The organism is Marinobacter sp. AC-23, assembly GCF_001858325.1.
In the GTDB taxonomy this organism is placed as follows: Bacteria; Pseudomonadota; Gammaproteobacteria; order Pseudomonadales; family Oleiphilaceae; genus Marinobacter.
Genome location: NZ_MBPP01000013.1, coordinates 13,360 through 38,141 on the forward strand (window position 1 = coordinate 13,360; position 24,782 = coordinate 38,141).

The window sequence follows — 24,782 nt, forward strand, 5'->3', positions numbered from 1 at the left end:
AATATCAGAACAACGTTTCGTATTTCGGAAACACTTATCCTGTCCAACTCATACGCACTGCAGTACGCCAGTTGATCGGGAAAACGCCGAAAATACATATTTTTACAAACTAGACGTTACTGGACTTTAAAATAGCAAGCCAGTGTAGGAAAGCGGAAATTCGTTTGTTGACAATGTTTGACATGTGATTACGGGCCAGTTTGGCTAAATTGTCTTTAAAAGTCTGTTGAGAACAGGTCGATAGGTGTTTTTGCCGGCTTACCCGGAATTTCGCGAACCAGTCGAGGCACCAGAAACCCTGGTAGCCTCGATAGCAGCTCGTGGATCAGTCGTCGGGCTTCCTCGTCAGGAACATCAAAATGCTGAGCGCCAGAAACTGGATCAAATGCATGAAGGTAGTAGGCAGAACGCCGGCATCAAACAGTGCCTCGCTCAGGTTCTCGAGTACATCCGCATGATCATTGATGCCCCTGAGAATTACACTCTGGTTAAGCAGTGTTACGCCCGCTGATCGGAGAAGACTTAAAGCCTGGCGGGTTGGGTTATCAATCTCTGCCGGGTGATTGATGTGCAAAACCATCACAACCGGCACCTGTGTGTTGCTGATCCACTTGAGCAATGCATCACACACTCGCTGTGGTATCACCACTGGAAGGCGGGTGTGCAGGCGTATTCTGCGGATATGAGGAATGCTGCTAATGGAAGAGGCCCACTGGGACAGCAGTTGGTCACTGGCTGCTAACGGGTCGCCGCCGCTGAAAATAACTTCGTTGATTTCCGGACTTGCCGCGAGGGTGTCTAACACCTTTTGTCGGTCGGTAGGGCTCAAGCGTTGTTCATCGTACGGAAAGTGCCGGCGAAAACAGTAGCGACAGTTAATCGCACACTGGCCGGTTACCATTAGTAGGGCACGGCTGCGATACTTCTGAATAAGGCCTGTTGTTTGAATGGCGCCGCTTTCTTCTAGCGGGTCGGCCACAAACCCGTCTGCCGAATGGGTTTCGAGGTATACAGGCAGTACCTGTCGTAACAGCGGGTCTGCCGGGTTTCCTTTTTCCATACGAGCCAAAAAAGGCTCGGGAACCCTTACCTGAAACAGCTTGTGCCCCTCTTCTGCACCGGGCAGCCAACTGTCAGCCGGCAGATCCAGCCGTGCCAGCAGTTCTTTGGGCGACGTGATGGAGCCAGAAAGCAGTTGTTGCCAGCTCCGGTTATCATCGTCTGAAAGCTGGGCTTCTATATAGGCAGGGCTTCGCTGTATCATAGCTTCCTTTGAATTTTAAACAGCAATTTGGCAGGTGAACATTTCATGGCTTCATATTCTACCAACGAATTTCGTAGCGGTCTCAAGGTATTGCTGGATGGCGACCCTTGTATCATGCTCGAAAACGAGTTCGTGAAACCAGGTAAAGGCCAAGCGTTTAACCGCGTTAAGCTACGCAACCTGATGAACAACCGGCAGTGGGAACGTACCTTCAAATCTGGCGAAAGCCTGGAAGCGGCAGACGTTGTTGAACAAGACATGGAATATCTCTACACCGACGGTGAATTTTGGCATTTCATGCTTACCGACGGTTCCTTCGAGCAGTACCCTGCCGATGCAAAGGCCGTTAGCGATGCGCTCAAGTGGCTAAAAGAGCAAGACGTTTATACCGTAACCCTATACAACGGTGCGCCCTTGACTGTAACCCCGCCCAACTTTGTTGAGCTGGAAGTGGTTGAAACCGACCCAGGCATGAAAGGCGACACCGCACAGGGTGGCTCCAAGCCCGCCACGCTGTCTACCGGAGCCGTTGTGAGTGTGCCCTTGTTTATCACCATTGGCGAAGTGCTCAAAGTGGATACCCGTTCCGGGGACTACGTAAACCGGGTTAAAAGCAGCTGATTCTGATATGAAAAACCAGCCTGACTGGCAGCCAACTGCCGCCCGGGCAGCTCTGAAATGCCGTGCACAACAATCAGCCTTTGTGCGCGGCTTTTTTTCGCAACGGGATGTACTGGAAGTTGAAACTCCCGTACTTGGCCGCTGCGGCGTAACCGATCCTAACCTCGATGGCATATTCGCGCAGGTGAGTGCTCAAGGTGTTGAAGGCGGCTGGCTACAAACCTCCCCCGAATACCACATGAAGCGACTGCTGGCTGCTAGTGTGGGGTCGATCTACCAAATCTCAAAAGTGTTCCGCAACGGCGAACGCGGCCGCCGCCACAACCCAGAGTTTTCCATGCTGGAGTGGTACCGCATAGGCTTTGACGACGAAGCCTTGATGGCAGAAGTCGCGGACTTGGTGTGCAGCTGGCTAAACTGCCCAAGGCCTAAAACTATAAGCTATCGCCAGGCAATGCTCGACTGGGCCGGCATAGACCCATTTATCATCCCTGATGAAGACCTACGCCAACGCTGCCAACAATGGCTGGAACCCGAGCAGTTGGAAGATCTCAGCCGCGACGGCTGCCTGGATCTGCTAATGAGCTTTGCCGTCGAGCCCAATCTAGGCACCGAAACCCCGGTATTCATTAACCAATACCCAGCGTCCCAAGCCTCCCTGGCCAGAACCTCCAACGTTGACGGCTTCGACGTAGCTCATCGCTTCGAGCTTTATATCGACGGTCTGGAGTTATGTAACGGCTATTGGGAGCTTACCAACGCATGCGAACAGCGCGCCCGTTTCGAGGCAGACAACTGCCTGAGAGCCGATGCTGGAAAACCTGAAACGGGAATTGATGGAGCCTTCTTGGCCGCAATAGAGCACGGATTACCAGACTGCGCCGGCGTGGCTCTGGGTCTTGATCGCCTGCTGATGTTGAAAATGGGCACCCGCAACATCGCAGATGTCCTGACATTTCCACTAGAGAGAGCGTAAAGGTTTAGCTCTCAACTTGCCCAAACGCCTCACCCATGCGGACCAACTTTCCCGCTGCCTGCTCAGCATTCCAGCTAACGCTACCCTTAGGCATAACCATGACCACGGTGGAGCCCAGCCGAAAACGCCCCATCTCCTCGCCTTTGGCAAACGAAATAGCGCTCTCGCCCTCATAGGTAATCGCCTTCACGCCACTGCTGTTAGGCGCCACAACCCCGGCCCAAGGCGTCTCAACACTACCCACAATCATCGCGCCCACAAGAACCAACGCCATAGGGCCAGCGGCAGTATCAAAAATACAAACAACCCGCTCATTTCGAGCAAATAAATTCGGTACATTTTCGGCCGTGACCGGATTCACTGAAAACAACTTACCCGGAACATAAATCATCTCCCGTAGCTTGCCCGCCATAGGCATATGGATGCGGTGATAGTCCTTGGGCGAAAGATAAATAGTAGAAAATTCGCCTTCTGAGAAAGCCTCTGCCAGGCGGGAGTCACCCCCAAGCAACTCTAACAGGCTGAAAGACTGCCCCTTGGCCTGAAAAACGCGATCGCCAGCTATCCGCCCAATCTGGCTAATTGCGCCGTCTACCGGGCTTACTAAGGTTTTTTCTCCTTCGGCAACAGGGCGAATGCCTGGTTTAAGCGCCCGGGTAAAAAATGCGTTAAAACTGGAGTAAGTGGTGGGATCCGGTTCTGCGGCTTCGCTCATATCTACGCCGTAGCGCTTAATAAACCACTTTACTACCCGGTTTTTGAGCGCAGGAGTGCGATCATTATCTGCCAAACGGCCGGCTGCGCGGGAAACCGCAAGCTGCGGAGTGACGTACTGACTCAGAATAAACAGCTTGTCGAACATTAAATGAGACCCTCTGTGCTCAAAGGCACGAAGTTTACCAAAAATAGCGTTGTAAGAGTGTTGCGCAGACGCAGGTATGTATAGAAATTGTTTCACAGCTTCGCGGATACCGCAGGGGCTTGCTATGATCTGGGCAGAAAAATCCGTGATCGTATCCGGCGCCGGCCGATAACCTCAAGATAAAGGCTTATATTCTCCCCATGTTACTTATTATTGGCGCAGTTATAGTTGTTGCCAGCGTTCTGGGTGGCTACATGCTACATGGCGGGCATCTTATGGTGCTGTGGCAGCCTACCGAGCTCCTCATCATCTTTGGTGCAGCCATTGGCTCCTTCATCATTGCTAACCCGCTGCACATGATTAAAGAAGTGTTCTCCGGCATCTTGCGTTTGCTGACTGGGTCGCCGTTCAATAAGTCCTACTACATGGATTTGCTGAGCCTGCTGTACGAGATTTTCGATAAATCCCGCAAGCAGGGCGTTATGTCCATAGAGGAAGATATTGATAACCCGGAATCCAGCGAAATATTCAGCCGCTACCCGGCCATTATGAAATCAAAAACGTTGCTCGATTTTATTACCGACTACCTGCGCATCATCAGCGCAGGGAACATGGCGACCCATGAGCTGGAAGGCATGATGGAAAATGAAATTGACAGTCGTCAGCACGAACTCGAAGAGCCCGCCCATGCCGTGAACAAAATTGCAGACGCTCTGCCGGGGCTGGGCATTGTGGCGGCGGTACTTGGCATTGTGATTACCATGAACTTCCTGAGCGAAGGTCCTGAGCGTATTGGTCTCAGTGTGGCCGCAGCTCTGGTGGGGACCTTCTTGGGCATTTGGATGGGTTATGGCTTTGTTGGTCCCACCTCCATCGCCATGGAGCATGCCGCAAAATATGAACTTAAAGCATACGAGTGCGTTAAATCCGCCATCGTTGCCACGGTTTCAGGTCAGGCTCCGCAGATGGCCATAGAGTTTGGCCGCAAGGCGCTACCCACGGACAAGCGGCCTGGCTTTCAGGAACTGAATGATCACGTGCGCGCCAAATAGCGCAGCCTGAACCCGGAGCAAATTTGTGGAACAGCGGCCGATAATCATCAAACGGAAAAAAGTCATTGTCGCGGGCCACCACGGTGGTTCGTGGAAAGTTGCTTTTGCAGACTTTGCAACAGCGATGATGGCGTTCTTTCTTGTGCTTTGGCTCACTGCAACCGCAACGCCGGAGCAGATAAAGGCGGTAGAAGGTTACTTTCGCGACCCTGTTGGCTTCACAGAAGGCGGGTCACCCAACCCGGTAGATCTCGAAGGAAGCGCATCCGTAATCAACGAGGCAAGCCCCGATATAGAGCAAAGCCCGGTGGCGATCAGTGAGGATGTCGTTGATACGTTGTCCGAAACCCTTGAGCAGCAGCGCATGGAAGAGCTGTTTGAAGAGCTTAAGCAGCGAATTGACGAAAACGAAACGTTGCAGGAGTTCAAGGACCAGCTATTGATTGATATTACGAATGAAGGGTTGCGCATTCAGATCGTCGATCGCTCTGGGCGCCCGATGTTTGATAGTGGTAAGGCGGAGCTAAAGTACTACTCGCAGGAAATCTTGTTCGAGCTGGCAAAAACCCTTGGTTCAGTAGATAACAAGCTCAGCATTACCGGCCATACAGATGCCACACCCTTCGGTGGTCGCCCCGGTTACACGAACTGGGAGCTCTCAGCAGATCGCGCTAACACTGCTCGCCGTGCACTGGTTGCTGGTGGTGTGCGTGCCCAACAAATTGCGCGAGTAGTGGGGCTGAGTGACTCTATATTGTTTGACCAGGACGAACCGAGTGCGCCGGTAAACCGCCGGATCTCCATCATCGTCCTCAACAAGAAAACGGTGAACAGCATTCACAACAGTGCCAGTGCCAAAGGCGCTCCGCTGATTGACCTCACAGTTCCCTCGGAAGAGGAGCAGGCAGAGGCCATGGAAAAGCTGGAGAGTGGCGAATGGCAGGAAGAAAAAACCGAACCCGCGCCAGGTGAGCTGAGCTGGTAGCCCGCTGGGTAGCCTCGTATCAGTTCGCTTTTAGTCCCCGAGCCTGCTGCTCTGCCATGTCCTGAAGAATACGGTGAAAGCTTCGCAACCGTTCCGGGCTGAGCGCTCCTGCCTCTGCTGCAGCATCAATGGCGCAACCTGGGTCACCCATGTGCCTGCAGTTGCGGAACTTGCAGTAGCCGATCACTTCACGAATCTCACGAAAACCGTATTCGATTTCTTGCGGCGTCATATGCCAAAGGCCAAACTCCCGGATACCCGGTGAGTCAATCAAATCACCGCCCATGGGCAAGTGGAAGAGCTTCGCAGTTGTGGTGGTATGAATGCCTTTACCGGTGCTTTCAGAAACCGCGCCCACGCGAATCGCTTCATCTGGCATCAGAGTTTGAATAATCGAAGATTTACCAACCCCCGACTGGCCTACAAATGCGCTGGTTTTGCCTTTCACCAAGGCCTCAACCTCTGGCGAAGGTCCCCCATTGAACTGCACGGCCGACGTGCGAACAATCTCATAGCCCAGCGCCACATAGCGCGCCAGTAAAGCGTCAATCTGCTGGCGATTGCGATCGGTGATCAAATCCGTCTTGTTCAAAAGAATAACCGCCGGAATATCTGTGGTCTCAGAGGCCACCAGGTACCGATCAATCAAGTTGTCATGGGGCTCCGGCTCCGGCGCAATCACCAAAATAATGTGATCAATATTTGCCGCTACTGGCTTTACCGCACCAAAGTTATCCGGCCGCTGCAGCAAATTATCACGCTCACAGCGGGCAACGATCACACCCGTTTCATTCTTTCCAGGCCGCCAGACAACTCGGTCGCCCGTCACCAGGCTGTCGATATTCGCCCGAACAAAGCAGCGCACCACGTCACCCTGGCGCTCACCCTCCAGAGCCTCTACATCAAGCTGTTGCCCATAGTGAGCAATGATCAGCCCTTGTTGCTCAGGCCCCAGTTCACCGGCATCCGCTTGCGCCTGAACCGACTTTTCCTTGCGAGCTGCGCGGGTCGCACGCTCCTCCTGAACCTTCTTGATCCGGAATTGCTGTTGCTTGTTCAGTTGCCGTTTTGCCATAGGGTCTCAGTTAACACGGATGAAAGTTGTGACGTTGCTGTGCCATCATACGGGAATAATGAATGTTCGGCTTGAGGGAAATAAAATGTCAGCAGGTAACTACCTGGTTTGGATTGATCTGGAAATGACCGGCCTGGATCCGGAACATGAGCGCATCATCGAGATGGCCACCATCATCACTGATTCAGAACTGAACCTGGTGGCAGAGGGCCCGGTTGTCGCAATTAACCAACCTGACGGCCTGATGGAGGCCATGGACGAATGGTGCACCAAAACCCACGGTGAAAGCGGCCTGACCAAGCGCGTTCAGGAAAGCAAGGTTACGGAAGCCGAAGCCGAACAACAGACCATCGCTTTCCTCAAAGAGCATATGGAAAAAGGCACCTCTCCCCTGTGCGGGAACAGCATTGGCCAGGATCGCCGCTTCCTCGTGAAGTACATGCCCGAGCTGGAAGATTTCTTCCACTACCGCAACCTGGACGTCTCTACTGTAAAAGAGCTTGCCCGCCGCTGGCGCCCAGATGTACTGGATGGCGTTAAAAAGAAGGGTAGCCACCTGGCCCTGGACGACATACGCGACTCTATTAACGAACTGCGCCATTACCGGGAACACTTCTTCAAGTTATAGGCCGTGCTGCGCCAAAGCCCACTGAACGTGCTCGCGGACCATATCAGACGGATAGTCCGCGCGCTTTTTAAGGGCTTCAATTACCGGAATGGTCGAGGGCGCATTGCCCAACCCCACCGCCAGATTTCGCAACCAGCCTTCGTACCCGGTACGCCGAATCGCCGATCCCTCTGTCCGCTTCAAAAACTGCGCCTCAGTCCATAAAAACAGCTCTGCCAGCGAGCTGTTATCCAGGCCATGCCTGGGTTGAAAATCGTCCTCGGCGGTGGGCTTTTGGAACTTTTGCCAAGGGCATACAAGCTGGCAATCGTCGCACCCAAACACCCGGTTGCCCATCAGCGAGCGCAACTCCTCCGGGATGCTGTCTTTCAACTCAATGGTGAGGTAGCTGATGCAGCGTCGGGCATCTAGTTTATGCGGCCCTACGAACGCATCGGTTGGGCATAGGTCAAGGCAGGCCGAGCAGCTGCCGCAATGATCGGTGTTAAAAGCCGGATCTACCGGCAAAGGTGCACTGGTGAATATCTCACCCAGGAAAAAAAACGACCCTGCTTTCGGGTGGATCAACATATTGTTTTTGCCGATCCAGCCCAGCCCAGCCCTTTGCGCCAAGGCACGTTCCAGTACAGGCGCGCTATCTACAAAGGCGCGGTAGTCGTAACCGCTCACCGCTGCGTCAATTTTCTTCGCCAGAGAGGCTAGCCGCTTGCGAATCAGTTTGTGATAGTCGCGGCCAAGGGCGTAACGGGTGATATAAGCGTTCTCCCGGTTAGTAAGCGCTTCTTTTGGGCTGTCGGGTGTGGGCATGTAGTCCATGCGCACTGAGATAACGCGGGTGGTTCCGGGCACCAGAGAGCTTGGGGTGTAGCGTTTGTCCCCGTGATGGGCCATATATGCCATATTGCCCTGGTATCCCTTGTCCAGCCAGTCCTGCAGGTGCTTTGCGTGCTCGCCCGTATCCGCCGTGGTGATGCCAGCATCCGAGAACCCGTGCTCTTTGGCCCACTGCCGGATAAGTGCTGGCAAATCAGCCAGTTCTGGTGATGGAAGTGTGTCAGTTTCGGTGGTGCTCATAAATGCCGCTGTTGTATCCGCCATGCCGAAAGAGGGTGTACGGATATTTAATTTGATTAAGTTATGACCTTTTCTGCGATTTTGCTATGCTTTACAGATAGCTGGCCAATTTTCTTAAACCGGTTTCTGTAACGGGAGCAAAGGCTCATGCCACAGCATGCTGGAGGCAGTTTACCAGATGCGCTGTTTTCCGCCGATTCTGTGCGCCGTATTGATCAATATGTCATCGAGCAGCAGGGTATTGACGGGTTTGAACTGATGCAATCTGCCGCTCGTGCTGCCTTTCGTCGATTGGTTGTGCGCTGGCCCGGTGTGGAACCTTTGCTGGTTCTCTGTGCGCTGGCAATAACGGCGGCGATGGGTATTTGATGGCGGCGAATGCCGTGCGTCACGGCTTGGCAGTTGACTGCATTGCGGTTTCCTCCACGGAAAAACTCAGTGGTGATGCATTCAGTGCCTGGCAAAAAGCGGTTGCGGATGGTGTAAAGGTGCGCGAGCTGGCGGACATCAGTGAGTCGGAGTTGGCCTCTGCATTCGCAAAAGCAGGCCTGGTTGTAGATGCAATGCTCGGCACCGGCGCTTCTGGCGCACCCAGAGAGCCGTTTGCAGGTGTGATTGCATGTTGCAATCGCTCCGAGCTTCCAGTGCTAGCGGTTGATGTACCATCCGGTCTCAACGCCACTACGGGGGCAGTTGTAGGTGAGGTGGTTCAGGCCACCCTAACCGTTACGTTTATTGCTCGTAAGGCCGGGCTGTATACCGGGCAGGGCGCTGCGGTGTGTGGCGAGGTGATTTTTGAGTCACTTGATGTGGGGGCTGGCGTGGCAGAGAGCGGGGAGAGCCCGGTAGCCGTGCTTAGGCGCTGGGAGGTTGCTAGGAATTGGTTGCCTAAGCGCCCAGCGAATGCCCACAAAGGGCAGTTTGGCCATGTTCTGGTGGTCGCCGGGGATCGGGGGTTTGGCGGTGCTGGCCTGTTAGCGGCAGAAGCAGCAGCGCGCTCCGGGGCGGGGCTGGTTTCACTGGCCACGCGGCCAGAACATGTGACGGCCGCCTTGGCGCGGTGCCCGTCGGTTATGGTCCACGGCCTGATTCACGGCTCAGAACTGCCGCCGCTGCTGAATGCCGCAACGGTTGTGGTGTGCGGGCCGGGTGTTGGGCAGAGTTCCTGGGGGCAACAGATGCTGCAGCAGGTGGTAGAAAGCGGCAAACCACGTGTTTTGGATGCAGACGCCCTGAACCTGCTTTCGTCGCGAGTAGCTGTGCCTGCGCATAACCAGATTCTGACACCGCACCCGGGGGAGGCTGCCGGTCTGCTGAATTTCCTGGTTCCCGAGATAGAAGCTGATCGCCTGGCCGCAGCCAACAAGCTGCAGTCCCTATACGGTGGCGTGATCTTGCTCAAAGGCGCAGGAACCATTATCGCATCTGGCGAGGCTACGGTGGATATTGCCGGTGGCAGCAACCCGGGCATGGCAACAGGCGGCATGGGCGATGTGTTATCGGGAATCATCGGTGCATTGTATGCCCAGATGGTCGAATCACCTGCTAAAGCCGCTGCAATGGGTGCAGTTGCGCATCTTGAAGCTGCGAACCGAGCCTCCGTCGACAAAGGATACATGGGGTTGATACCCACCGACGTAATTGACGCATTGCCCCAGGTGTTCCGGGAGGCCGAACCGGCTAGCAATTGCCGCAAGGGGGAGAAGTGAGCATCGTCGGGAATGAGCGCAGATTCTTTCTGGAAGGCGAGGCTGAGACCGAAGAGCTGGGCAATAAGCTGGCCCGCCTGGCCAAACAATCGAGCCAAGGGCTGATCGTGTTTCTTGAAGGCGACCTCGGAATGGGTAAAACCACGCTTAGCCGCGGCGTTATAAAAGGTCTTGGGCACAAGGGCGCCGTCAAAAGCCCAACCTATACCCTGGTTGAGCCTTATGAAGACCTGATACTACCGGCCTATCACTTTGACCTTTACCGGCTAGGTGATCCCGAGGAGTTGGAATATATGGGTATTCGAGATTATTTCAACGGCGAGAGTATTTGTCTTATTGAGTGGCCCGAGCGAGGCAAAGGCCTGCTGCCGCAAGCGGATTTGGAAATTCATCTTGAGCATCAGGCGAGGGCCGCTCAGCTGTTGTGCGGGCAGGCTCTGAACAAGGTGTATCACTTTTGAACGAATTGGAACGAATCGGGCCAGGCCATTAACAGGTCAAAACCGAATAAACAGGCAAGTTGTATGAACAGACTCAAGTTAATAATGAACACATTTGTGGCGCTGGTGCCTGTGTGCCTGCTGGCTGTGGCCATGCAGGCGCACGCAGGCACTCAGGTGGAGGGCATTCGGATATGGCCAGCTCCGGATCATACCCGCTTGGTGCTGGATACGGCAGGCAAGGTCGATCACAACATGTTTGCGTTGAGTAACCCCTCGCGCCTAGTGATTGATCTCAAAAACACACGCTTGAAAACAGACTTTGGCAAGCTGGATCTGTCTGGCAGCCCTGTCCGCCGAATCCGCAGTGCGCCACGCAACGGCACGGACCTGAGGGTGGTTCTTGATCTTGCTGGCGACATCAAGCCTCGGAGCTTCCAGCTTGAGCCCAACCAGCAGTATGGTCACCGCCTGGTTTTGGATCTTATTGATGAGGGTGGCAGTCGCCTGGAAAAAGCGACAAAGCCAACGGTGACTCACGACTCAGCTGGCAAGCGCGATGTCATTGTGGTTATCGATGCGGGCCACGGTGGCGAAGACCCTGGCGCCATAGGTCCCCGAGGCACCCGCGAAAAAGATGTGGTTCTTAAGATGGCTCACATTCTGGCGGATATGGTTAACAAGCAGCCAGGCTATGTTGCCAAGCTCACCCGTACCGGAGACTATTACATAGGCTTGCGGAATCGCACCATTCTAGCCCGTAAATACAGCGCCGACTTGTTTGTGTCTGTGCATGCGGACGCGTTCCGTACGCCCCAACCCAAGGGTGCTTCTGTGTTTGCGCTTTCTCAGCGCGGCGCCACCAGTGAAACCGCGCGCTGGTTGGCTCAGAGTGAAAATCGGTCTGACCTCATAGGCGGCACGGGTGGCGTATCGCTGGATGGTCGGGACGACATGTTGGCCGGTGTGTTGCTCGATCTGTCCATGACCGCCAGCATTAACGCCAGCCTGGGCGTGGGTAGTTCCATATTGGGCAAGCTCAACGGCGTGGCACATTTGCACAAGCCGGGTGTGGAGCAGGCTGCCTTTGCGGTTCTTAAATCACCGGATATTCCTTCTATCCTTGTAGAGGCGGGTTTTATATCCAACCCACAGGAAGAGAAAAACCTCTCTACGGACTGGTACCGAAGCAAGCTCGCTGGCGCCATCATGAAGGGCATCGATGAGTACTTCCAAAAGACGCCGCCGCCGGGCACCTTGTTGGCATGGCAGAAAAAGAACCGCCAGGGTGGCGGGCGCGTTGGCAGGTATCAGGTTCAAAGCGGCGACACCCTCTCTGGGGTGGCACGGGAAAACCAGACAACCGTGAGCGAGCTAATGCAGTTTAACGGCCTGAGGGACGACCGTGTTATGGTAGGGCAAACCATTCGTATTCCCTCATCCTGACCAAGAGGTAGCTCCGAAACATGCCCTCCATCCGATTGCTCTCGCCGCGGCTGGCAAACCAAATCGCCGCAGGTGAGGTGGTTGAGCGACCTGCATCTGTTGTTAAAGAACTGGTTGAAAACGCGCTCGATGCGGGCTCTGACCGCGTTGATATTGAAGTGGAACAGGGTGGCGTAAAGCTTATCCGAGTGCGTGATGACGGCAGCGGCATTGCTGAAAGCGATCTGCCTCTGGCGCTCAGTCGCCACGCCACCAGCAAAATTGTCAGCCTTGACGACCTTGAGTCGGTCGCGTCCCTGGGTTTCAGGGGTGAGGCCCTTGCCAGTATCAGCTCTGTGTCCCGCCTTACACTGACCTCTCGCACGCAGGAGCAGGAGGCGGCGTCTCGAGTGGAAGTGGAGGGGCGTGACATGGATGCACGAATCTCACCTGCTGCGCACCCCGTGGGCACCACCGTTGAAGTCCGGGATCTGTTTTTTAATACCCCTGCCCGACGCAAATTTCTGCGCGCCGAAAAAACCGAATTCAACCATGTGGAAGAGTGCGTGCGTCGCCAGGCACTCAGTCGGTTTGATGCAGGCTTTACCTTGCGCCATAACCAGAAGGTTGTTCAAAATCTTCGGCCAGCGGAATCCATGCTCGACAGAGAGCGCCGTATTGGATCTCTTTGCGGGCAAAAGTTTATCGACAATGCGGTGGTTATTGATGCAGAAGCCACGGGTTTGCGCTTGTGGGGCTGGGTTGCCTTGCCCACTTTCTCTCGCAGCCAAGCCGATTTGCAGTACTTCTTTGTCAACGGCCGTGTGATTCGCGACCGGTTGGTTGCTCACGCTGTGCGCCAGGCCTACCGCGATGTGCTTTACAACAACCGCCACCCGGCGTTTGTTCTTTACCTTGAGGTAGACCCGGCCACGGTTGATGTAAACGTGCACCCGACCAAGCACGAAGTGCGCTTCCGCGACGGTCGCCTGGTGCATGATTTTATCTTTCGCACGCTGCACAAAGCGCTGGCTGACGTGCGCCCGGACGATCATTTTCGCGGCGCAATGGCCCAGTCTTTCGGTCGCGAGACTGCGGCTCAGGAAGGCGCGCAGTCCGCCGAAACAGTGCCTACCCAACACCAGCCCTGGAGCGGGCAGCCTGCGGTACCGTCGTACGGAGGCCAAGCTCCGGCAGCGGGGTTCGGAGGGCAGGCTGCGCCACAGCAGAACTGGCAGGCCAGCGATCAGATGGCTTTTTATCAGTCCCTTGGTGGCGGTGGAGTCAGTACCCCGCAAGAGCCTGCCTCATTTGGCGGCACGGCGGCCATGCCTCTGGATCAATCGGCTAGCACAGGCAACAACGAAGAGCCGCCTCTGGGGTATGCCATTGCCCAGTTGCACGGTATTTACGTGTTGGCCCAGGGCAGCGCAGGGATGATCGTCGTGGATATGCATGCGGCTCACGAGCGCATCACCTATGAGCGAATGAAGCGTGCGTTGGCGGAACAAGATCTTAAAAGTCAGCCGTTGTTGGTTCCCCTGTCTCTTGCGGTCAGCCAGAAAGAGGCGGCGTTGGCAGAAACCCATGGAGAAGATCTGCAGCAGCTTGGGCTGCAAATAGAGCGTATAGGGCCCGAAACTCTGGCCATTCGGCAAGTGCCCGCTTTGCTGCGAGGAGCCGATACTGAACAGTTGGTGCGGGATGTTCTGTCTGATCTGATTGAGCACGGCCAAAGTGACCGGGTTGAAGCCGTTACTCATGAACTTTTGGGAACCATGGCTTGCCACGGCTCGGTGCGGGCAAACCGGCAACTGACCATACCGGAAATGAACTCTCTGCTGCGGGATATGGAAGCGACAGAGAGAAGTGGTCAGTGCAACCACGGGCGCCCAACCTGGACAATTGTCACGCTGGCTGAGCTGGATAAATTGTTTCTGCGAGGGCGCTAGGTTGCCATCAAGAGTGTCCCAAGCGCCAAAGCCGCCCGCCATCTTTTTGATGGGCCCCACGGCCTCTGGCAAGACAGATCTGGCCATGGCGCTTTGCGATCAGCTGCCTTGCGACATTGTCAGCGTTGACTCGGCCATGATTTATCGGGGAATGGATATAGGCACAGCCAAGCCTTCAGCTGAGGAGCTGGCTCGGGCTCCTCATCGGCTGATTAACATTTGCGACCCGGCCGAAACCTATTCTGCTGCCGATTTTCGCCGGGATGCGCTGGCTGAAATGGGCAGGATTTCCCGTGCCGGGCGCATCCCGTTGCTCGTGGGCGGTACCATGATGTACTTCAAGGCTCTGCTGCATGGTATGTCTGGGTTGCCCGCAGCCAGTCCGGAACTTCGCAAAACCCTTGAGGCAGAGGCTGATCGGCTTGGGTGGCCTGCGATGTACGAGGAGTTGCAGGCGAGGGATCCGGTAGCGGCAACGCTTATTCACCCGCATAATCGTCAGCGGCTGCTGAGGGCTCTGGAGGTTATTCGCCTAACCGGTAGGCCAATTTCCGCTTTTTGGGAGGCGGATGGCAGTCAGCCGCAGCCGCAAGGGGTAGACCGCCACAGTATTGAGGATTACACCTACTATACTCAATGGCAGGCAGACGAAACTTCATCGCTTCCGTATACTGTAACGCAGCTTGCCATGGTGCCTCCCGAGAGGGTTGTGCTTCACGACAGGATACAGCGGCGCTTTTTGAGCATGCTGGAAGCCGGGTTTCTGGACGAAGCTCGGGCCCTGATGAGCCGAGGTGACTTGCACCCTGATCTGCCTTCCATGCGCTGTGTTGGTTATCGTCAGGCTTGGAGTTATCTGGCCGGTGTTGACGATTATGACACATTTGTAAGCAAAGGCGTTGCGGCCACGCGTCAGCTAGCCAAGCGGCAGCTCACATGGCTTCGGAAGTGGTCTGATTTGAACTGGCTGAATAGCGAAGACGGGTTTATCGTTGAAGCAGCCTTGAAAAAAGTCAGACTTCACACCACATTTAGCACTGATTAATGACGATCTGCATTTACTAAAAAACAGGAGAATACACATGTCAAAAGGGCACTCGTTACAAGACCCTTACCTCAATGCCTTACGCAAGGAACGCATTCCGGTTTCCATCTTTCTGGTTAACGGCATCAAACTGCAAGGGCAGGTAGAGTCTTTTGACCAATTTGTGATTTTGCTGAAAAATACTGTCAGCCAGATGGTCTACAAGCACGCGATCTCCACTGTCGTACCTGCCCGGAATGTGCGCATTCCTCAGCAGAACCCAGCAGGAGAGGATGAGCCTGAAGACTGAGTTGCCCGGATTTCCGGTATTGCCACCCGCGTTCCTGACGAGCCTTTGGCTTTTGATGGTCGCGGGTGTTTGTTTTTGTGACGTTAAAAACCGACCGTTTCGGAGTTGATGCCCATTGTTTGAACGCCCAGATGTAGGTGAGCGAGCGATACTCGTCCACATCGATTTTTCGTCCCATGACGGCTCTGAAGATCCGGATGAGTTCCGGGAGCTGGTGGCCTCTGCCGGAGTTGAGGCAGTTGGAACTGTAACCGGGTCTCGCAAGCAGCCCAGCCCAAGATTTTTTGTGGGGGAAGGTAAGCTTGAAGAAATCCGCGATGCTGTCAGCCTGAATGAGGCAGATGTCGTCCTGTTCAATCATGCCCTCAGCCCCAGCCAGGAACGCAACATTGAGCGTGAACTCAAGTGTCGTGTGCTTGACCGTACGGGTGTCATACTGGATATATTTGCACAGCGGGCCCGGACACATGAGGGTAAGCTGCAGGTAGAGCTGGCTCAGCTTGACCACATGTCAACGCGCCTGGTTCGCGGCTGGACTCACCTTGAGCGCCAAAAAGGCGGTATTGGCTTGCGTGGCCCCGGTGAAACCCAGTTGGAAACCGACCGCAGACTGCTGCGTGAGCGCATCAAGTCGATCCATAAGCGCCTGGGTAAGGTACGTCGACAGCGCGACCAAGGCCGCCGAGCCCGCAAACGTGCTGATATTCCGACGGTCTCTCTGGTGGGTTATACTAACGCCGGGAAGTCCACTCTGTTCAATCGGATTACTGCCTCATCCGTTTATGCTGCGGATCAATTGTTTGCAACCCTGGATCCAACCCTTCGACGTTTGGAACTTCCAGATATCGGCCCGGTCGTAATGGCGGATACCGTAGGTTTTATCAAGCACTTACCCCATAAGTTGGTTGAAGCATTTCGTGCTACGCTGCAAGAGACGACCGAAGCATCGCTTTTGCTGCATATTGTCGATAGTTACGACAGCCGGCGTGATGAAAATATTGAACAGGTTGAAGAAGTTCTGACAGAAATCGGTGCTGATGAGACGCCTGTACTTCAGGTGTTTAATAAAATCGACTTGCTGGACAACTTTATTCCCCGAGTTGAACGCAACGAAGATGGCGTTCCGGTGCGTGCCTGGGTGTCGGCCGTGTCCGGTGAGGGCTTGGATGGTCTCTATGATGCGATTGTCGAGCGTTTAGCCGAGGATGTTGTACACTATTTCGTTTTGCTCGGGCCTGCAGATGGCAAGCTTCGGGCGCTCCTGCACGAGGCGGGTTCAGTACTCAGCGAAGAACATCGGGAAACCGGAGAAACGGTACTCGAAACCCGGCTTCAGCACCGGGACTGGTTGCAGCTGCTGAGCCGTGCTGGCAAGAGTGAAGAAACGGTACGCTTGGACACCGAGCGCACCTGAAACCTAAGCGGCTATTGCCGGGGCGATGATAAATCCCTAGTATCTGCAGCCATTCGACATGTTAGGAACGGAGAGTATTATGGCCTGGAATGAACCGGGTGGAAACCGCAACGACAATGACCCCTGGGGAAATGGTGGTGGTCGTCGCGGGAATGATCAGGGACCACCAGACCTTGATGAGGCACTGAAAAAAGGTCTCGATAAACTTAATAAGATGCTGGGCGGCAAAGGTAAAAAGTCGGGCGGCAGCAATGGTAATGGCAATAGCGGTGGTTCAGGCCTCGCTGGCAGTTTTGGTGCCATTCTCGCGCTGGCAGCCATTCTCGTCTTGGGTTATGTAATCTTCCAGTCGTTCTACACGGTAAACGAGCAGGAACGAGCGGTGGTGCTGAGGTTTGGTGAATATTCCAAAACTGAAAGCCCCGGTTTGAGATTTAAAGTGCCACTTATCGACGATGTCACCCAGGTGCGCGTCACCAGTGTAAGAACCGCTAAATCAAGCGGCCAGATGCTAACTCAGGATGAAAACCTGGTTACGATTGACCTGCAGGTTCAATACCGCGTTGGTGAGGCTCGTGCATACGTGCTGAACGTTCGTGATTCGAACCAAGCTTTGGCGTTTGCGACCGACAGTGCATTGCGTCATGAAGTGGGCAGTTCGTCTTTGGACGACGTGCTTACGGAAGGTCGTGCCGAGTTGGCGGTTCGGGTTGAGCAGCGTCTTCAAGGCTTTTTGAAAGAATACGGAACGGGACTTGAGATTGTTCGCGTTAACGTTGAAAGCACCCAGCCGCCTGCAGCGGTTCAGGATGCCTTCCGAGAAGTTCAGCGCGCCCGTGAAGACGAGCAGCGTGTTAAGGAAGAAGCGGAAACCTATCGCAACAAAGTTGTTCCTGAAGCTCGCGGCCAGGCTCAGCGCCTGATTGAAGAAGCTAGCGCGTACAAACAGGAAGTTGTCGAGCGCGCCCGTGGTGAAACGGCTCGTTTCCTCGAATTACTTGCTGTGTACCAAATGGCACCGACCGTAACCCGGGAGCGTATGTACCTGCAGACTCTGGAAACTGTGTTATCCAACAGCAGCAAGATTCTGGTGGACACCGAAAGCAGCGGCAATATGATGTATCTGCCTCTGGACCGCCTTACCCAGGGTGGGTCAGCGCGAGGTGGAAGCGGGTCTTCCGACGGTAGCGGCCAAATGGATGTTCAAGCCTTAACTGACCAGGTTATCCAGGAGCTGCGAACCAGGCAGGACACTAATGTACGAAGGAGTAGATAATCATGGGACCTAAAGGTGTAGTGGGCCTTGCAGGCGCCCTGATCGTCGTCCTGCTGGTAATGTCGAGCGTTTTTATCATTCCGGAAACCCATCGTGGGGTTATGCTCAGGTTTGGTGAGTTGGTTGAAACCGATATCCAGGCAGGCATTCATTTCAAGGTGCCGGTCATTGATCAGGTTCGCGAATTCGACATCCGCATATTAACCATGGACCTGCCTTCGCGGCAGTATCTGACGGTTGAAAAGAAGCCGCTGGATGTAGATTCTTACATTGTCTGGAAGATTCGTAATGTGGATCAGTTCTACCGCGCCACAGGCGGGGATGAATTGCGCGCCCAGTCATTGCTGTTATCCCGAGTGGATAACGGCCTGCGGGATGAATTTGGTGTGCGCACCATGCACGAAGTGGTGTCTGGCCAGCGTGACCAGCTAATGCACACGCTACGTGACCGGGTGAATGAAACGTCTGTGAAAGAGTTTGGTATCGAAGTAAGAGATATCCGGCTCAAGGCCATAGAGTTTCCCGGACAGGTGAGCGAAAACGTGTATCGCCGTATGGCGGCAGAGCGTGAGAAGCTTGCTCAGGAATTCCGCTCACGCGGCCGGGAGCTGGCGGAAGGTATTCGCGCCGACGCAGATCGTCAGAAAACCGTGACTTTGGCGGAAGCATTCGCATCCGCAGAAGAAACCCGGGGTGAAGGCGACGGTGAAGCGGCAAGAATATACGCAGAAGCCTATGGCTCCAACTCGGAGTTCTACAGCTTCTATCGCAGCCTCCAGGCCTATCGGAATACATTTTCTGGCAAAGACGACCTCATGGTTATTGACGCCAACAGTGAATTCATGAGATTCCTGAAGGACTCCAAGGGCGGAAGCTAAAACTCGCTCTGTATGTCGAAAAACCGGAATACCCAGGTATTCCGGTTTTTTTGTGCCTGCCAACAGTGTAAAATCCCTCAGGTTTTGGTTCGGGTTTTTCTTCCCCGAATGTCACCCTAAAAACCTACGCGCTTCCACTGCAACAAAAGTGGGGTGTGTCGGATGGACAACGGAATCTCATGACAGTATCTGATCGCTGGTTGCTGCCGGACGGGGTGGAAGATATCTTACCGCCACTGGCCGGGCAGATAGAGTCCCTGCGCCGGGATGTAATGGATGCCTGCCAGCGCTGGGGTTATCAACTGGTAATCCCACCGCTTATCGAATACCTCGAATCCCTTTTTACAGGAACCGGGCACGACCTGGAGCTGCAGACCTTTAAGCTGACTGATCAGCTGACAGGACGAATGATGGGTGTTCGTGCTGATATGACTCCTCAGGCAGCGCGTATCGACGCTCATACTTTGGGGCAAGAAGGGATTACACGCCTGTGCTATGCCGGGCACGTATTGCATACCCGCCCAAAGCATATGCTGACAGGGCGCACGCCCATTCAGGCGGGCTGCGAACTGTTTGGTAGCGCGTCGGAAGCTGCAGATCTGGAAATTATCAGCCTGATGCTCGCTTCCTTGCGTGTTGCCGGGCTGCCAAAAGTTCACTTGGACTTAGCCCATGTGTCTATCTACGAAAGCCTGATTGGCGAGGCCGGCTTTGATCGGGAGACAAACGCTGAAATTTTTGACGCCATGGCGCGCAAGTCTGTACCTGAGCTGGATCAGCTTCTGGGCGATTGCCAGGCAGGTTCTGCCGGTGCCCGTCTCCGGGAGCTTGCCCGTGTTAGCGGCGGCCCCGAAGCGCTGGTTGAGGCGCGCAGAATACTGAGCGGTGCCTCCGACAATCTGAATGCAGCCCTCGATCAGTTAGACCAGGTTGCACAGATGCTGGAGAGAGACTATCCCGAAGTCAGCTTCGGTTTCGATTTCTGCGAGCTGCGCGGTTACAACTATCACACGGGCTTGGTGTTTGCGGCTTATGTGCCAGGCCACGGCGACTCCGTTGCCAAGGGTGGCCGGTACGATGCAATTGGCAGTGATTTTGGTAGGGCACGCCCTGCCACCGGCTTTAGCATGGATATACGGGCTCTGGTTACACTAGGCGAACGTCAGATCAACAATCGCAAGGCGGTGTGGGCGCCCGCTCAGAGTGAAGTAGCGCTAGAGCGGGCCATCGCGGATCTGAGGCTGACAGACACTGTTGTTCGGGCCTTGCCGGAAGACAGCGGAGTAAATCCCTCTACCCGGGGCTGCGACCGAAAGCTGGTCAAACAGGGTGACCATTGGGTTATTCAGAAGCTGGGTTGATACTGGATTAACGTCAGTAAACTCATACAGGTACATGTGCCAAATTTGCAAGACGCACGCCTTACCGTGTGCGCATTGAGAGAGAATCATGGGTAAAAACGTTGTTGTGCTGGGCACCCAATGGGGTGATGAAGGCAAGGGTAAGATCGTCGACCTGCTAACTGAAAAGGTCGCAGCGGTGGTGCGTTTTCAGGGCGGGCACAATGCGGGCCATACGCTGGTCATTGATGGCAAGAAAACGGCTCTGCATCTGATTCCCTCTGGCATTCTCCGTCAGAACGTTCAATGTTTAATTGGTAACGGCGTTGTATTGTCGCCGGAAGCCCTGTTGAAAGAAGTCCGTGGGCTGGAAGCTTCAGGCGTAGCGGTTCGGGATCGTCTGCGCATCAGCTTGGCGTGTCCGCTTATTCTGCGCACCCACGTGCGTATTGATCAGGCCCGCGAGCGCGCTAAAGGTATTGATAAAATTGGCACTACTGGCCGCGGCATCGGCCCTGCGTATGAAGACAAAGCCTCTCGCCGTGGCGTTCGTCTTGGGGACCTGCACAATCCGGCAGACTTTGAGGTGAAGCTGCGGGAGATCATGTCTTATCACAACTTCGTGCTCACGCAGTACTTCAAGGAAGAAGCAGAAGATATAGATGCGGCTCTGGAAGAGCTGAAGCAGATGGGCGAGGAGATCCTCCCCATGGCCGCAGACGTAACAGACTTGCTGCACGACTACCGCAAGCGCGGCGACGACATCATGTTTGAGGGCGCTCAGGGCTCTTTGCTGGACATAGATCTTGGAACCTATCCGTACGTAACCTCGTCTAACACCACGGCCGGTGGTACCGCAACTGGTTCCGGGTTCGGCCCACTGTATCTGGACTATGTGCTGGGTATTACCAAGGCTTACACTACCCGTGTTGGGGCGGGCCCGTTCCCCACAGAGTTGTTTGATGAGATGGGCGAGCATTTGGCCATTAAAGGTAATGAGGTTGGTACCACAACGGGCCGCTCTCGCCGTTGCGGTTGGTTTGATGCGGTGGCCCTGCGCCACGCTATCCAGATCAACAGTGTATCGGGTATTTGCCTGACTAAACTGGACGTTCTTGATGGGTTAGAGACGGTTAAAGTGTGTGTGGCTACAAAACGCCCAGAGGTGAAATTACCCGCCCACCGATTGGCTGCGACAGCTACAAGGATATCGAGCCTATATATGTAGACTTGCCGGGCTGGAGTGAAAGCACCTTCGGGTTGACCTCCCTGGATGAGCTGCCGGAAAACGCTAAGGCGTATATTCACTTTTTGGAAGAGCAGATTGAAGCGCCTATCGATATTATTTCCACCGGCCCTGACCGGGTTGAGACAATTACACTGCGTCACCCGTTTGATGACTAGGTAACAGTCGGGTTTGGAGTGAAAGTCCCGAAAGAAAAAAACCGCTGTGCTGGTATAGCACGGCGGTTTTTTTTTGGACTTGCCGAAAGAGCAATCGAAGGCGACTACTACAGTCGCGTTCGTGCTCTATGCAGGTCAGGAAGGGAAGGCAAACTGAGTCCCTTCACGAACCCCTGCAGATGGCCAGCGTTGGGTAATCGTTTTACGCCGGGTATAGAAGCGAACTGAATCGGGGCCGTATGCGCCAAGATCTCCGAACAATGAACGTTTCCAGCCACCAAAGCTATGGTAAGACACCGGAACGGGCAGGGGCACGTTGATGCCAACCATGCCTACCAGTATGTTGTCACTGAAATAGCGGGCAGCCTCGCCATCGCGAGTGAAAATGCAGGTGCCGTTGCCGTATTCGTGGTCGTTGATCAGCTGCATTGCCTCTTCCATGGTATTAACACGCATGACCAAAAGAACCGGGCCAAAGATTTCTTCAAGGTAGCAAGTCATGTTCGGGGTTACGCGGTCTATCAATGTGCCCCCAACATAAAATCCATTCTCGTGGCCAGGTACAGCTACACTGCGACCATCAACGACAACATCTGCACCTTCTTGTTCCGCACTGCTGATATATCCGCAAACTTTTTCCTGGTGTGCCTTGGTGATCACTGGCCCAAAATCGTTCTTGGCGTCAGAGAAAGGCCCTACTTTCAGGCTCTCCATCTGCGCTTTCATTTTGTTGATCAGAGCATCTGCCATCTCATCACCAACTGCGACAGCAACCGAAAGCGCCATGCAACGTTCACCCGAGGAGCCAAACGCAGCACCAGTCAGTGCACTGATCGCATTATCCAGATCTGCATCCGGCATAACGATAGCGTGGTTCTTGGCACCACCCAAGGCCTGACAGCGTTTGCCGTTTGCACTTGCGCGGGAGTAGATATATTCAGCAATGGGGGTTGAGCCAACAAAGCTGACTGCCTGAACGCGGTCATCATCCAGCAAGGTGTCTACCGCTTCTTTATCGCCATTAACAACATTCAAAACGCCGGCAGGTAGGCCCGCTTCGTGAAGCAGTTCGGCAATGAACAGCACTGAAGATGGGTCACGCTCCGAAGGCTTGAGTACGAATGTATTACCACAGGCGATTGCCATCGGGTACATCCATAGCGGCACCATTATCGGGAAGTTGAAGGGAGTGATGCCAGCAACAACTCCCAGTGGCTGGAAATCACTCCAGGAGTCGATATTGGGGCCTGCGTTTTTGCTGTACTCGCCTTTGAGTAACTCTGGGGTGCCGCAAGCATACTCAACGTTTTCAATGCCTCGCCTAAGCTCGCCCATGGCATCATGAACGATCTTCCCATGTTCCTGACCTACAAGGCGGCAAATTTCGTCGGCATTTTGTTCAAGGAGTTCCTTGAATCGAAACATAACCTGAGCGCGCTTGGAGGGAGGCGTGTTTCGCCAGGCCGGGTAAGCCGCATGTGCCGCCGCAACGGCCTCTTCTACGGTCGCTTTTGGTGCGAGGCTAAGCTTGGCGGCAACTTCGCCGGTCGATGGATTATAAACGTCTTGAGTGTGATCGTCTGTTGTCACGATCTTGCTGTTAATCAGGTGTCCAATAGTTTTCATTGTTTGGTCTCGTCAAAAAATTGTGTTGGGTATCAATCGAGTTCGTTGATAGCGTCGCCTATGGTGTTAATCACTCGGTCAATTTCATGTTCAGTGATGGTGAAGGGCAATCCAAGCTGAATCGAGTCGCCGCCATAGCGCACATAGAACCCTTTCTCCCAGCACTTCATGGCAATCTCGTATGGGCGGCGTGCCGGCTCGCCAGGGTAGCTCTCTATCTGGAAGGCACCTGCCAAACCATAGTTACGAATGTCAGTGATATAACGTGTACCTTTCAGGCTGTGCAAGGCGTCCTCGAATTTGGGACTGATTGCGCGTACCTGATCAATCAACTTGTCTTTCTCCAACACATCCAGGGCAGCCATGGCCGCTGCACAAGCAACAGGGTGACCTGAATAGGTGTACCCATGGGGCAGTTCCATCATGTAGTCGTGCCCACCTTGGTCCATGAAGGTCTGATAAATTTCGCTCTGTACAATCACTGCCCCCATTGGCACAGCACCGTTGGTCAGCTGTTTGGCAATGTTCATCATGTCTGGAATTACGCCAAACTCTTCTGCGCCTGACATGGAGCCCATTCGCCCGAAGCCCGTGATGACTTCGTCAAAAATCAGCAAAATATCATGTTGGTCGCAGATTTCGCGCAAGCGTTTCAAGTAACCGCGGGGGGGCGGAATGACTCCGGCGGAGCCTGCTAGTGGCTCTACGATCACAGCGGCGATGTTTGAAGCATCGTGCAGGGCAATAAGTTCCAGGAGATCATCTGCACGTTCGGCACCGTGTTCCGGCATGCCCCGGGTGAAGGCGTTCTCTTTCAGAAGAGTGTGAGGTAGATGATCAGCGTCTATGCCTTGGCCAAACATGGTACGGTTCGCTCCGATACCGCCCACACTGAAGCCACCAAAGTTAACGCCATGATAGCCCTTTGCACGGCCGATCAATTTGGTCTTGGTCGGCTTGCCATTTTTCCGCCAGTAGGCCCGGGCAATTTTTAGTGACGTGTCGGCACTTTCTGAACCTGATCCTGTGAAAAACACATTGTTCAGGTTTCCAGGCATGAGCTCACGCAGACGGTGGGCCAGTTCAAAGGCCTTTGGGTGGCCTAGCTGGAAGGATGGAGCATAGTCCAACTCCTGCAGTTGACGGCTTACAGCTTCTGCAATCTCAGGTCGACCATGACCAGCGCCGCAGGTCCAAAGCCCCGAGAGGCCATCAAGGATCTGACGACCGTTAGCATCAGTCAGGTAGTGACCTTTGGCAGCGGTGATGAGGCGCGGATCACGTTTGAATTGCCGGTTGCTTGTGTAGGGCATCCAGTAAGCATCGAGTTGCTCGGGGCTTAGCCCGGCAAACCGGTTGTCGGCGAGTTCATTCTCGCTGTCAGCACCAAGTTGAGTCGCTAAATTATTCATGCTGCCCCCTAGTTTGGGTTGTTGTTCAGTGATTG

General features: G+C 54.4%; 19 protein-coding genes and 3 pseudogenes. 16 read left to right on the plus strand and 6 right to left on the minus strand.

The features are described 5' to 3' along the window. Nucleotides 1–215: 215 nt before the first annotated feature. A pseudogene (epmB, locus tag BCA33_RS05555) lies at nt 216–1,264 on the minus strand (EF-P beta-lysylation protein EpmB). Nucleotides 1,265–1,309: 45 nt separating this feature from the next. Here epmB and efp point away from each other — a divergent pair. Both efp and epmA read left to right on the plus strand, forming a co-directional pair. Next, the gene (gene efp / locus BCA33_RS05560) at nt 1,310–1,885 is read left to right on the plus strand and encodes an elongation factor P (protein WP_071264076.1); all 576 of its coding nucleotides are present in this window, start codon (nt 1,310–1,312) and stop codon (nt 1,883–1,885) included. Nucleotides 1,886–1,892: 7 nt separating this feature from the next. Then, nucleotides 1,893–2,861, plus strand: a complete 969-nt coding sequence (epmA, locus tag BCA33_RS05565; protein WP_071264078.1) for an EF-P lysine aminoacylase EpmA — start codon at nt 1,893–1,895, stop codon at nt 2,859–2,861. Between the two features lie 4 nt (nt 2,862–2,865). Here the strand turns inward: epmA and asd are convergent, their stop codons facing one another. Then, entirely contained in the window at nt 2,866–3,723 is an 858-nt protein-coding gene (asd, locus tag BCA33_RS05570) for an archaetidylserine decarboxylase (protein WP_071264080.1), read from the minus strand. 200 nt (nt 3,724–3,923) lie between these two features. Between asd and motA the strand changes: the two genes are divergently transcribed. After that, nucleotides 3,924–4,775 carry a flagellar motor stator protein MotA gene (motA, locus tag BCA33_RS05575; protein WP_071264082.1) on the plus strand — a complete coding sequence of 284 codons (852 nt, stop codon included), beginning with the start codon at nt 3,924–3,926 and terminating at the stop codon, nt 4,773–4,775. Nucleotides 4,776–4,800: 25 nt separating this feature from the next. Then, a complete protein-coding gene (gene motB, locus BCA33_RS05580) occupies nt 4,801–5,760 on the plus strand; it encodes a flagellar motor protein MotB (RefSeq protein WP_071264084.1) in 960 nt (319 codons plus the stop codon). A gap of 19 nt (nt 5,761–5,779) precedes the next feature. Here the strand turns inward: motB and rsgA are convergent, their stop codons facing one another. Next, nucleotides 5,780–6,835 (minus strand): small ribosomal subunit biogenesis GTPase RsgA, encoded by a 1,056-nt coding sequence (gene rsgA, locus BCA33_RS05585; RefSeq protein ID WP_071264086.1) that lies wholly within the window; start codon nt 6,833–6,835, stop codon nt 5,780–5,782. A gap of 85 nt (nt 6,836–6,920) precedes the next feature. Between rsgA and orn the strand changes: the two genes are divergently transcribed. Then, entirely contained in the window at nt 6,921–7,463 is a 543-nt protein-coding gene (orn, locus tag BCA33_RS05590; protein ID WP_071264089.1) for an oligoribonuclease, read from the plus strand. On the opposite strand, the gene queG is transcribed toward orn, so the two are convergent. Beyond that, nucleotides 7,458–8,537, minus strand: a complete 1,080-nt coding sequence (gene queG / locus BCA33_RS05595; protein ID WP_071264091.1) for a tRNA epoxyqueuosine(34) reductase QueG — start codon at nt 8,535–8,537, stop codon at nt 7,458–7,460. The two genes, orn and queG, sit on opposite strands and share 6 nt — an antisense overlap. 147 nt (nt 8,538–8,684) lie before the next feature. On the opposite strand from queG, the pseudogene BCA33_RS05600 reads away from it, so the two are divergent. The 11 genes and pseudogenes from BCA33_RS05600 to BCA33_RS05650 all read left to right on the plus strand — a co-directional run bounded on the left by BCA33_RS05600 (nt 8,685) and on the right by BCA33_RS05650 (nt 21,709). After that, nucleotides 8,685–10,246: pseudogene (locus BCA33_RS05600) on the plus strand (NAD(P)H-hydrate dehydratase). Beyond that, complete coding sequence (tsaE, locus tag BCA33_RS05605; RefSeq protein WP_254774210.1) at nt 10,243–10,707, plus strand: tRNA (adenosine(37)-N6)-threonylcarbamoyltransferase complex ATPase subunit type 1 TsaE; 465 nt, start codon at nt 10,243–10,245, stop codon at nt 10,705–10,707. The pseudogene BCA33_RS05600 and the gene tsaE overlap by 4 nt, the downstream one beginning before the upstream one ends. A gap of 84 nt (nt 10,708–10,791) precedes the next feature. Beyond that, on the plus strand, nt 10,792–12,132 hold the full coding sequence (locus BCA33_RS05610) for an N-acetylmuramoyl-L-alanine amidase (RefSeq protein ID WP_139172910.1): 1,341 nt from the start codon (nt 10,792–10,794) through the stop codon (nt 12,130–12,132). Between the two features lie 20 nt (nt 12,133–12,152). Continuing rightward, the gene (gene mutL, locus BCA33_RS05615; RefSeq protein ID WP_071264094.1) at nt 12,153–14,063 is read left to right on the plus strand and encodes a DNA mismatch repair endonuclease MutL; all 1,911 of its coding nucleotides are present in this window, start codon (nt 12,153–12,155) and stop codon (nt 14,061–14,063) included. 49 nt (nt 14,064–14,112) lie between these two features. Continuing rightward, on the plus strand, nt 14,113–15,108 hold the full coding sequence (miaA, locus tag BCA33_RS05620; RefSeq protein ID WP_217632618.1) for a tRNA (adenosine(37)-N6)-dimethylallyltransferase MiaA: 996 nt from the start codon (nt 14,113–14,115) through the stop codon (nt 15,106–15,108). Nucleotides 15,109–15,145: 37 nt separating this feature from the next. Then, complete coding sequence (hfq, locus tag BCA33_RS05625) at nt 15,146–15,397, plus strand: RNA chaperone Hfq (protein WP_071264098.1); 252 nt, start codon at nt 15,146–15,148, stop codon at nt 15,395–15,397. 115 nt (nt 15,398–15,512) lie between these two features. Beyond that, the gene (hflX, locus tag BCA33_RS05630) at nt 15,513–16,811 is read left to right on the plus strand and encodes a ribosome rescue GTPase HflX (protein WP_071264100.1); all 1,299 of its coding nucleotides are present in this window, start codon (nt 15,513–15,515) and stop codon (nt 16,809–16,811) included. 79 nt (nt 16,812–16,890) lie between these two features. Next, nucleotides 16,891–18,087, plus strand: coding sequence for an FtsH protease activity modulator HflK (gene hflK, locus BCA33_RS05635; RefSeq protein WP_071264102.1), 1,197 nt, complete (start codon nt 16,891–16,893; stop codon nt 18,085–18,087). 2 nt (nt 18,088–18,089) lie between these two features. Continuing rightward, entirely contained in the window at nt 18,090–18,965 is an 876-nt protein-coding gene (gene hflC / locus BCA33_RS05640) for a protease modulator HflC (RefSeq protein ID WP_071264104.1), read from the plus strand. A 179-nt stretch (nt 18,966–19,144) separates the two neighbouring features. Then, entirely contained in the window at nt 19,145–20,326 is a 1,182-nt protein-coding gene (locus BCA33_RS05645) for an ATP phosphoribosyltransferase regulatory subunit (RefSeq protein ID WP_071264106.1), read from the plus strand. Nucleotides 20,327–20,414: 88 nt separating this feature from the next. Beyond that, nucleotides 20,415–21,709 (plus strand): annotated as a pseudogene (locus BCA33_RS05650) (adenylosuccinate synthase). Nucleotides 21,710–21,844: 135 nt separating this feature from the next. On the opposite strand, the gene BCA33_RS05655 reads toward BCA33_RS05650, so the two are convergent. Beyond that, entirely contained in the window at nt 21,845–23,335 is a 1,491-nt protein-coding gene (locus tag BCA33_RS05655; protein WP_071264108.1) for a CoA-acylating methylmalonate-semialdehyde dehydrogenase, read from the minus strand. Between the two features lie 32 nt (nt 23,336–23,367). Next, complete coding sequence (locus BCA33_RS05660; protein ID WP_254774217.1) at nt 23,368–24,648, minus strand: aspartate aminotransferase family protein; 1,281 nt, start codon at nt 24,646–24,648, stop codon at nt 23,368–23,370. Nucleotides 24,649–24,782 lie beyond the last annotated feature (134 nt).

What these genes read in the sequence shown, in the direction of transcription:
- hflC (WP_071264104.1), top strand. Translation starts at nt 18,090, where the DNA reads ATGGGACCTAAAGGTGTAGTGGGCCTTGCAGGCGCCCTGATCGTCGTC.
- epmA (WP_071264078.1), top strand. Translation starts at nt 1,893, where the DNA reads ATGAAAAACCAGCCTGACTGGCAGCCAACTGCCGCCCGGGCAGCTCTG.
- hfq (WP_071264098.1), top strand. Translation starts at nt 15,146, where the DNA reads ATGTCAAAAGGGCACTCGTTACAAGACCCTTACCTCAATGCCTTACGC.
- motA (WP_071264082.1), top strand. Translation starts at nt 3,924, where the DNA reads ATGTTACTTATTATTGGCGCAGTTATAGTTGTTGCCAGCGTTCTGGGT.
- hflK (WP_071264102.1), top strand. Translation starts at nt 16,891, where the DNA reads ATGGCCTGGAATGAACCGGGTGGAAACCGCAACGACAATGACCCCTGG.
- BCA33_RS05660 (WP_254774217.1), bottom strand. Translation starts at nt 24,648, where the DNA reads ATGCCCTACACAAGCAACCGGCAATTCAAACGTGATCCGCGCCTCATC.
- BCA33_RS05610 (WP_139172910.1), top strand. Translation starts at nt 10,792, where the DNA reads ATGAACACATTTGTGGCGCTGGTGCCTGTGTGCCTGCTGGCTGTGGCC.
- efp (WP_071264076.1), top strand. Translation starts at nt 1,310, where the DNA reads ATGGCTTCATATTCTACCAACGAATTTCGTAGCGGTCTCAAGGTATTG.
- asd (WP_071264080.1), bottom strand. Translation starts at nt 3,723, where the DNA reads ATGTTCGACAAGCTGTTTATTCTGAGTCAGTACGTCACTCCGCAGCTT.
- orn (WP_071264089.1), top strand. Translation starts at nt 6,921, where the DNA reads ATGTCAGCAGGTAACTACCTGGTTTGGATTGATCTGGAAATGACCGGC.
- mutL (WP_071264094.1), top strand. Translation starts at nt 12,153, where the DNA reads ATGCCCTCCATCCGATTGCTCTCGCCGCGGCTGGCAAACCAAATCGCC.
- miaA (WP_217632618.1), top strand. Translation starts at nt 14,113, where the DNA reads ATGGGCCCCACGGCCTCTGGCAAGACAGATCTGGCCATGGCGCTTTGC.
- BCA33_RS05645 (WP_071264106.1), top strand. Translation starts at nt 19,145, where the DNA reads ATGACAGTATCTGATCGCTGGTTGCTGCCGGACGGGGTGGAAGATATC.
- queG (WP_071264091.1), bottom strand. Translation starts at nt 8,537, where the DNA reads ATGAGCACCACCGAAACTGACACACTTCCATCACCAGAACTGGCTGAT.
- rsgA (WP_071264086.1), bottom strand. Translation starts at nt 6,835, where the DNA reads ATGGCAAAACGGCAACTGAACAAGCAACAGCAATTCCGGATCAAGAAG.
- BCA33_RS05655 (WP_071264108.1), bottom strand. Translation starts at nt 23,335, where the DNA reads ATGAAAACTATTGGACACCTGATTAACAGCAAGATCGTGACAACAGAC.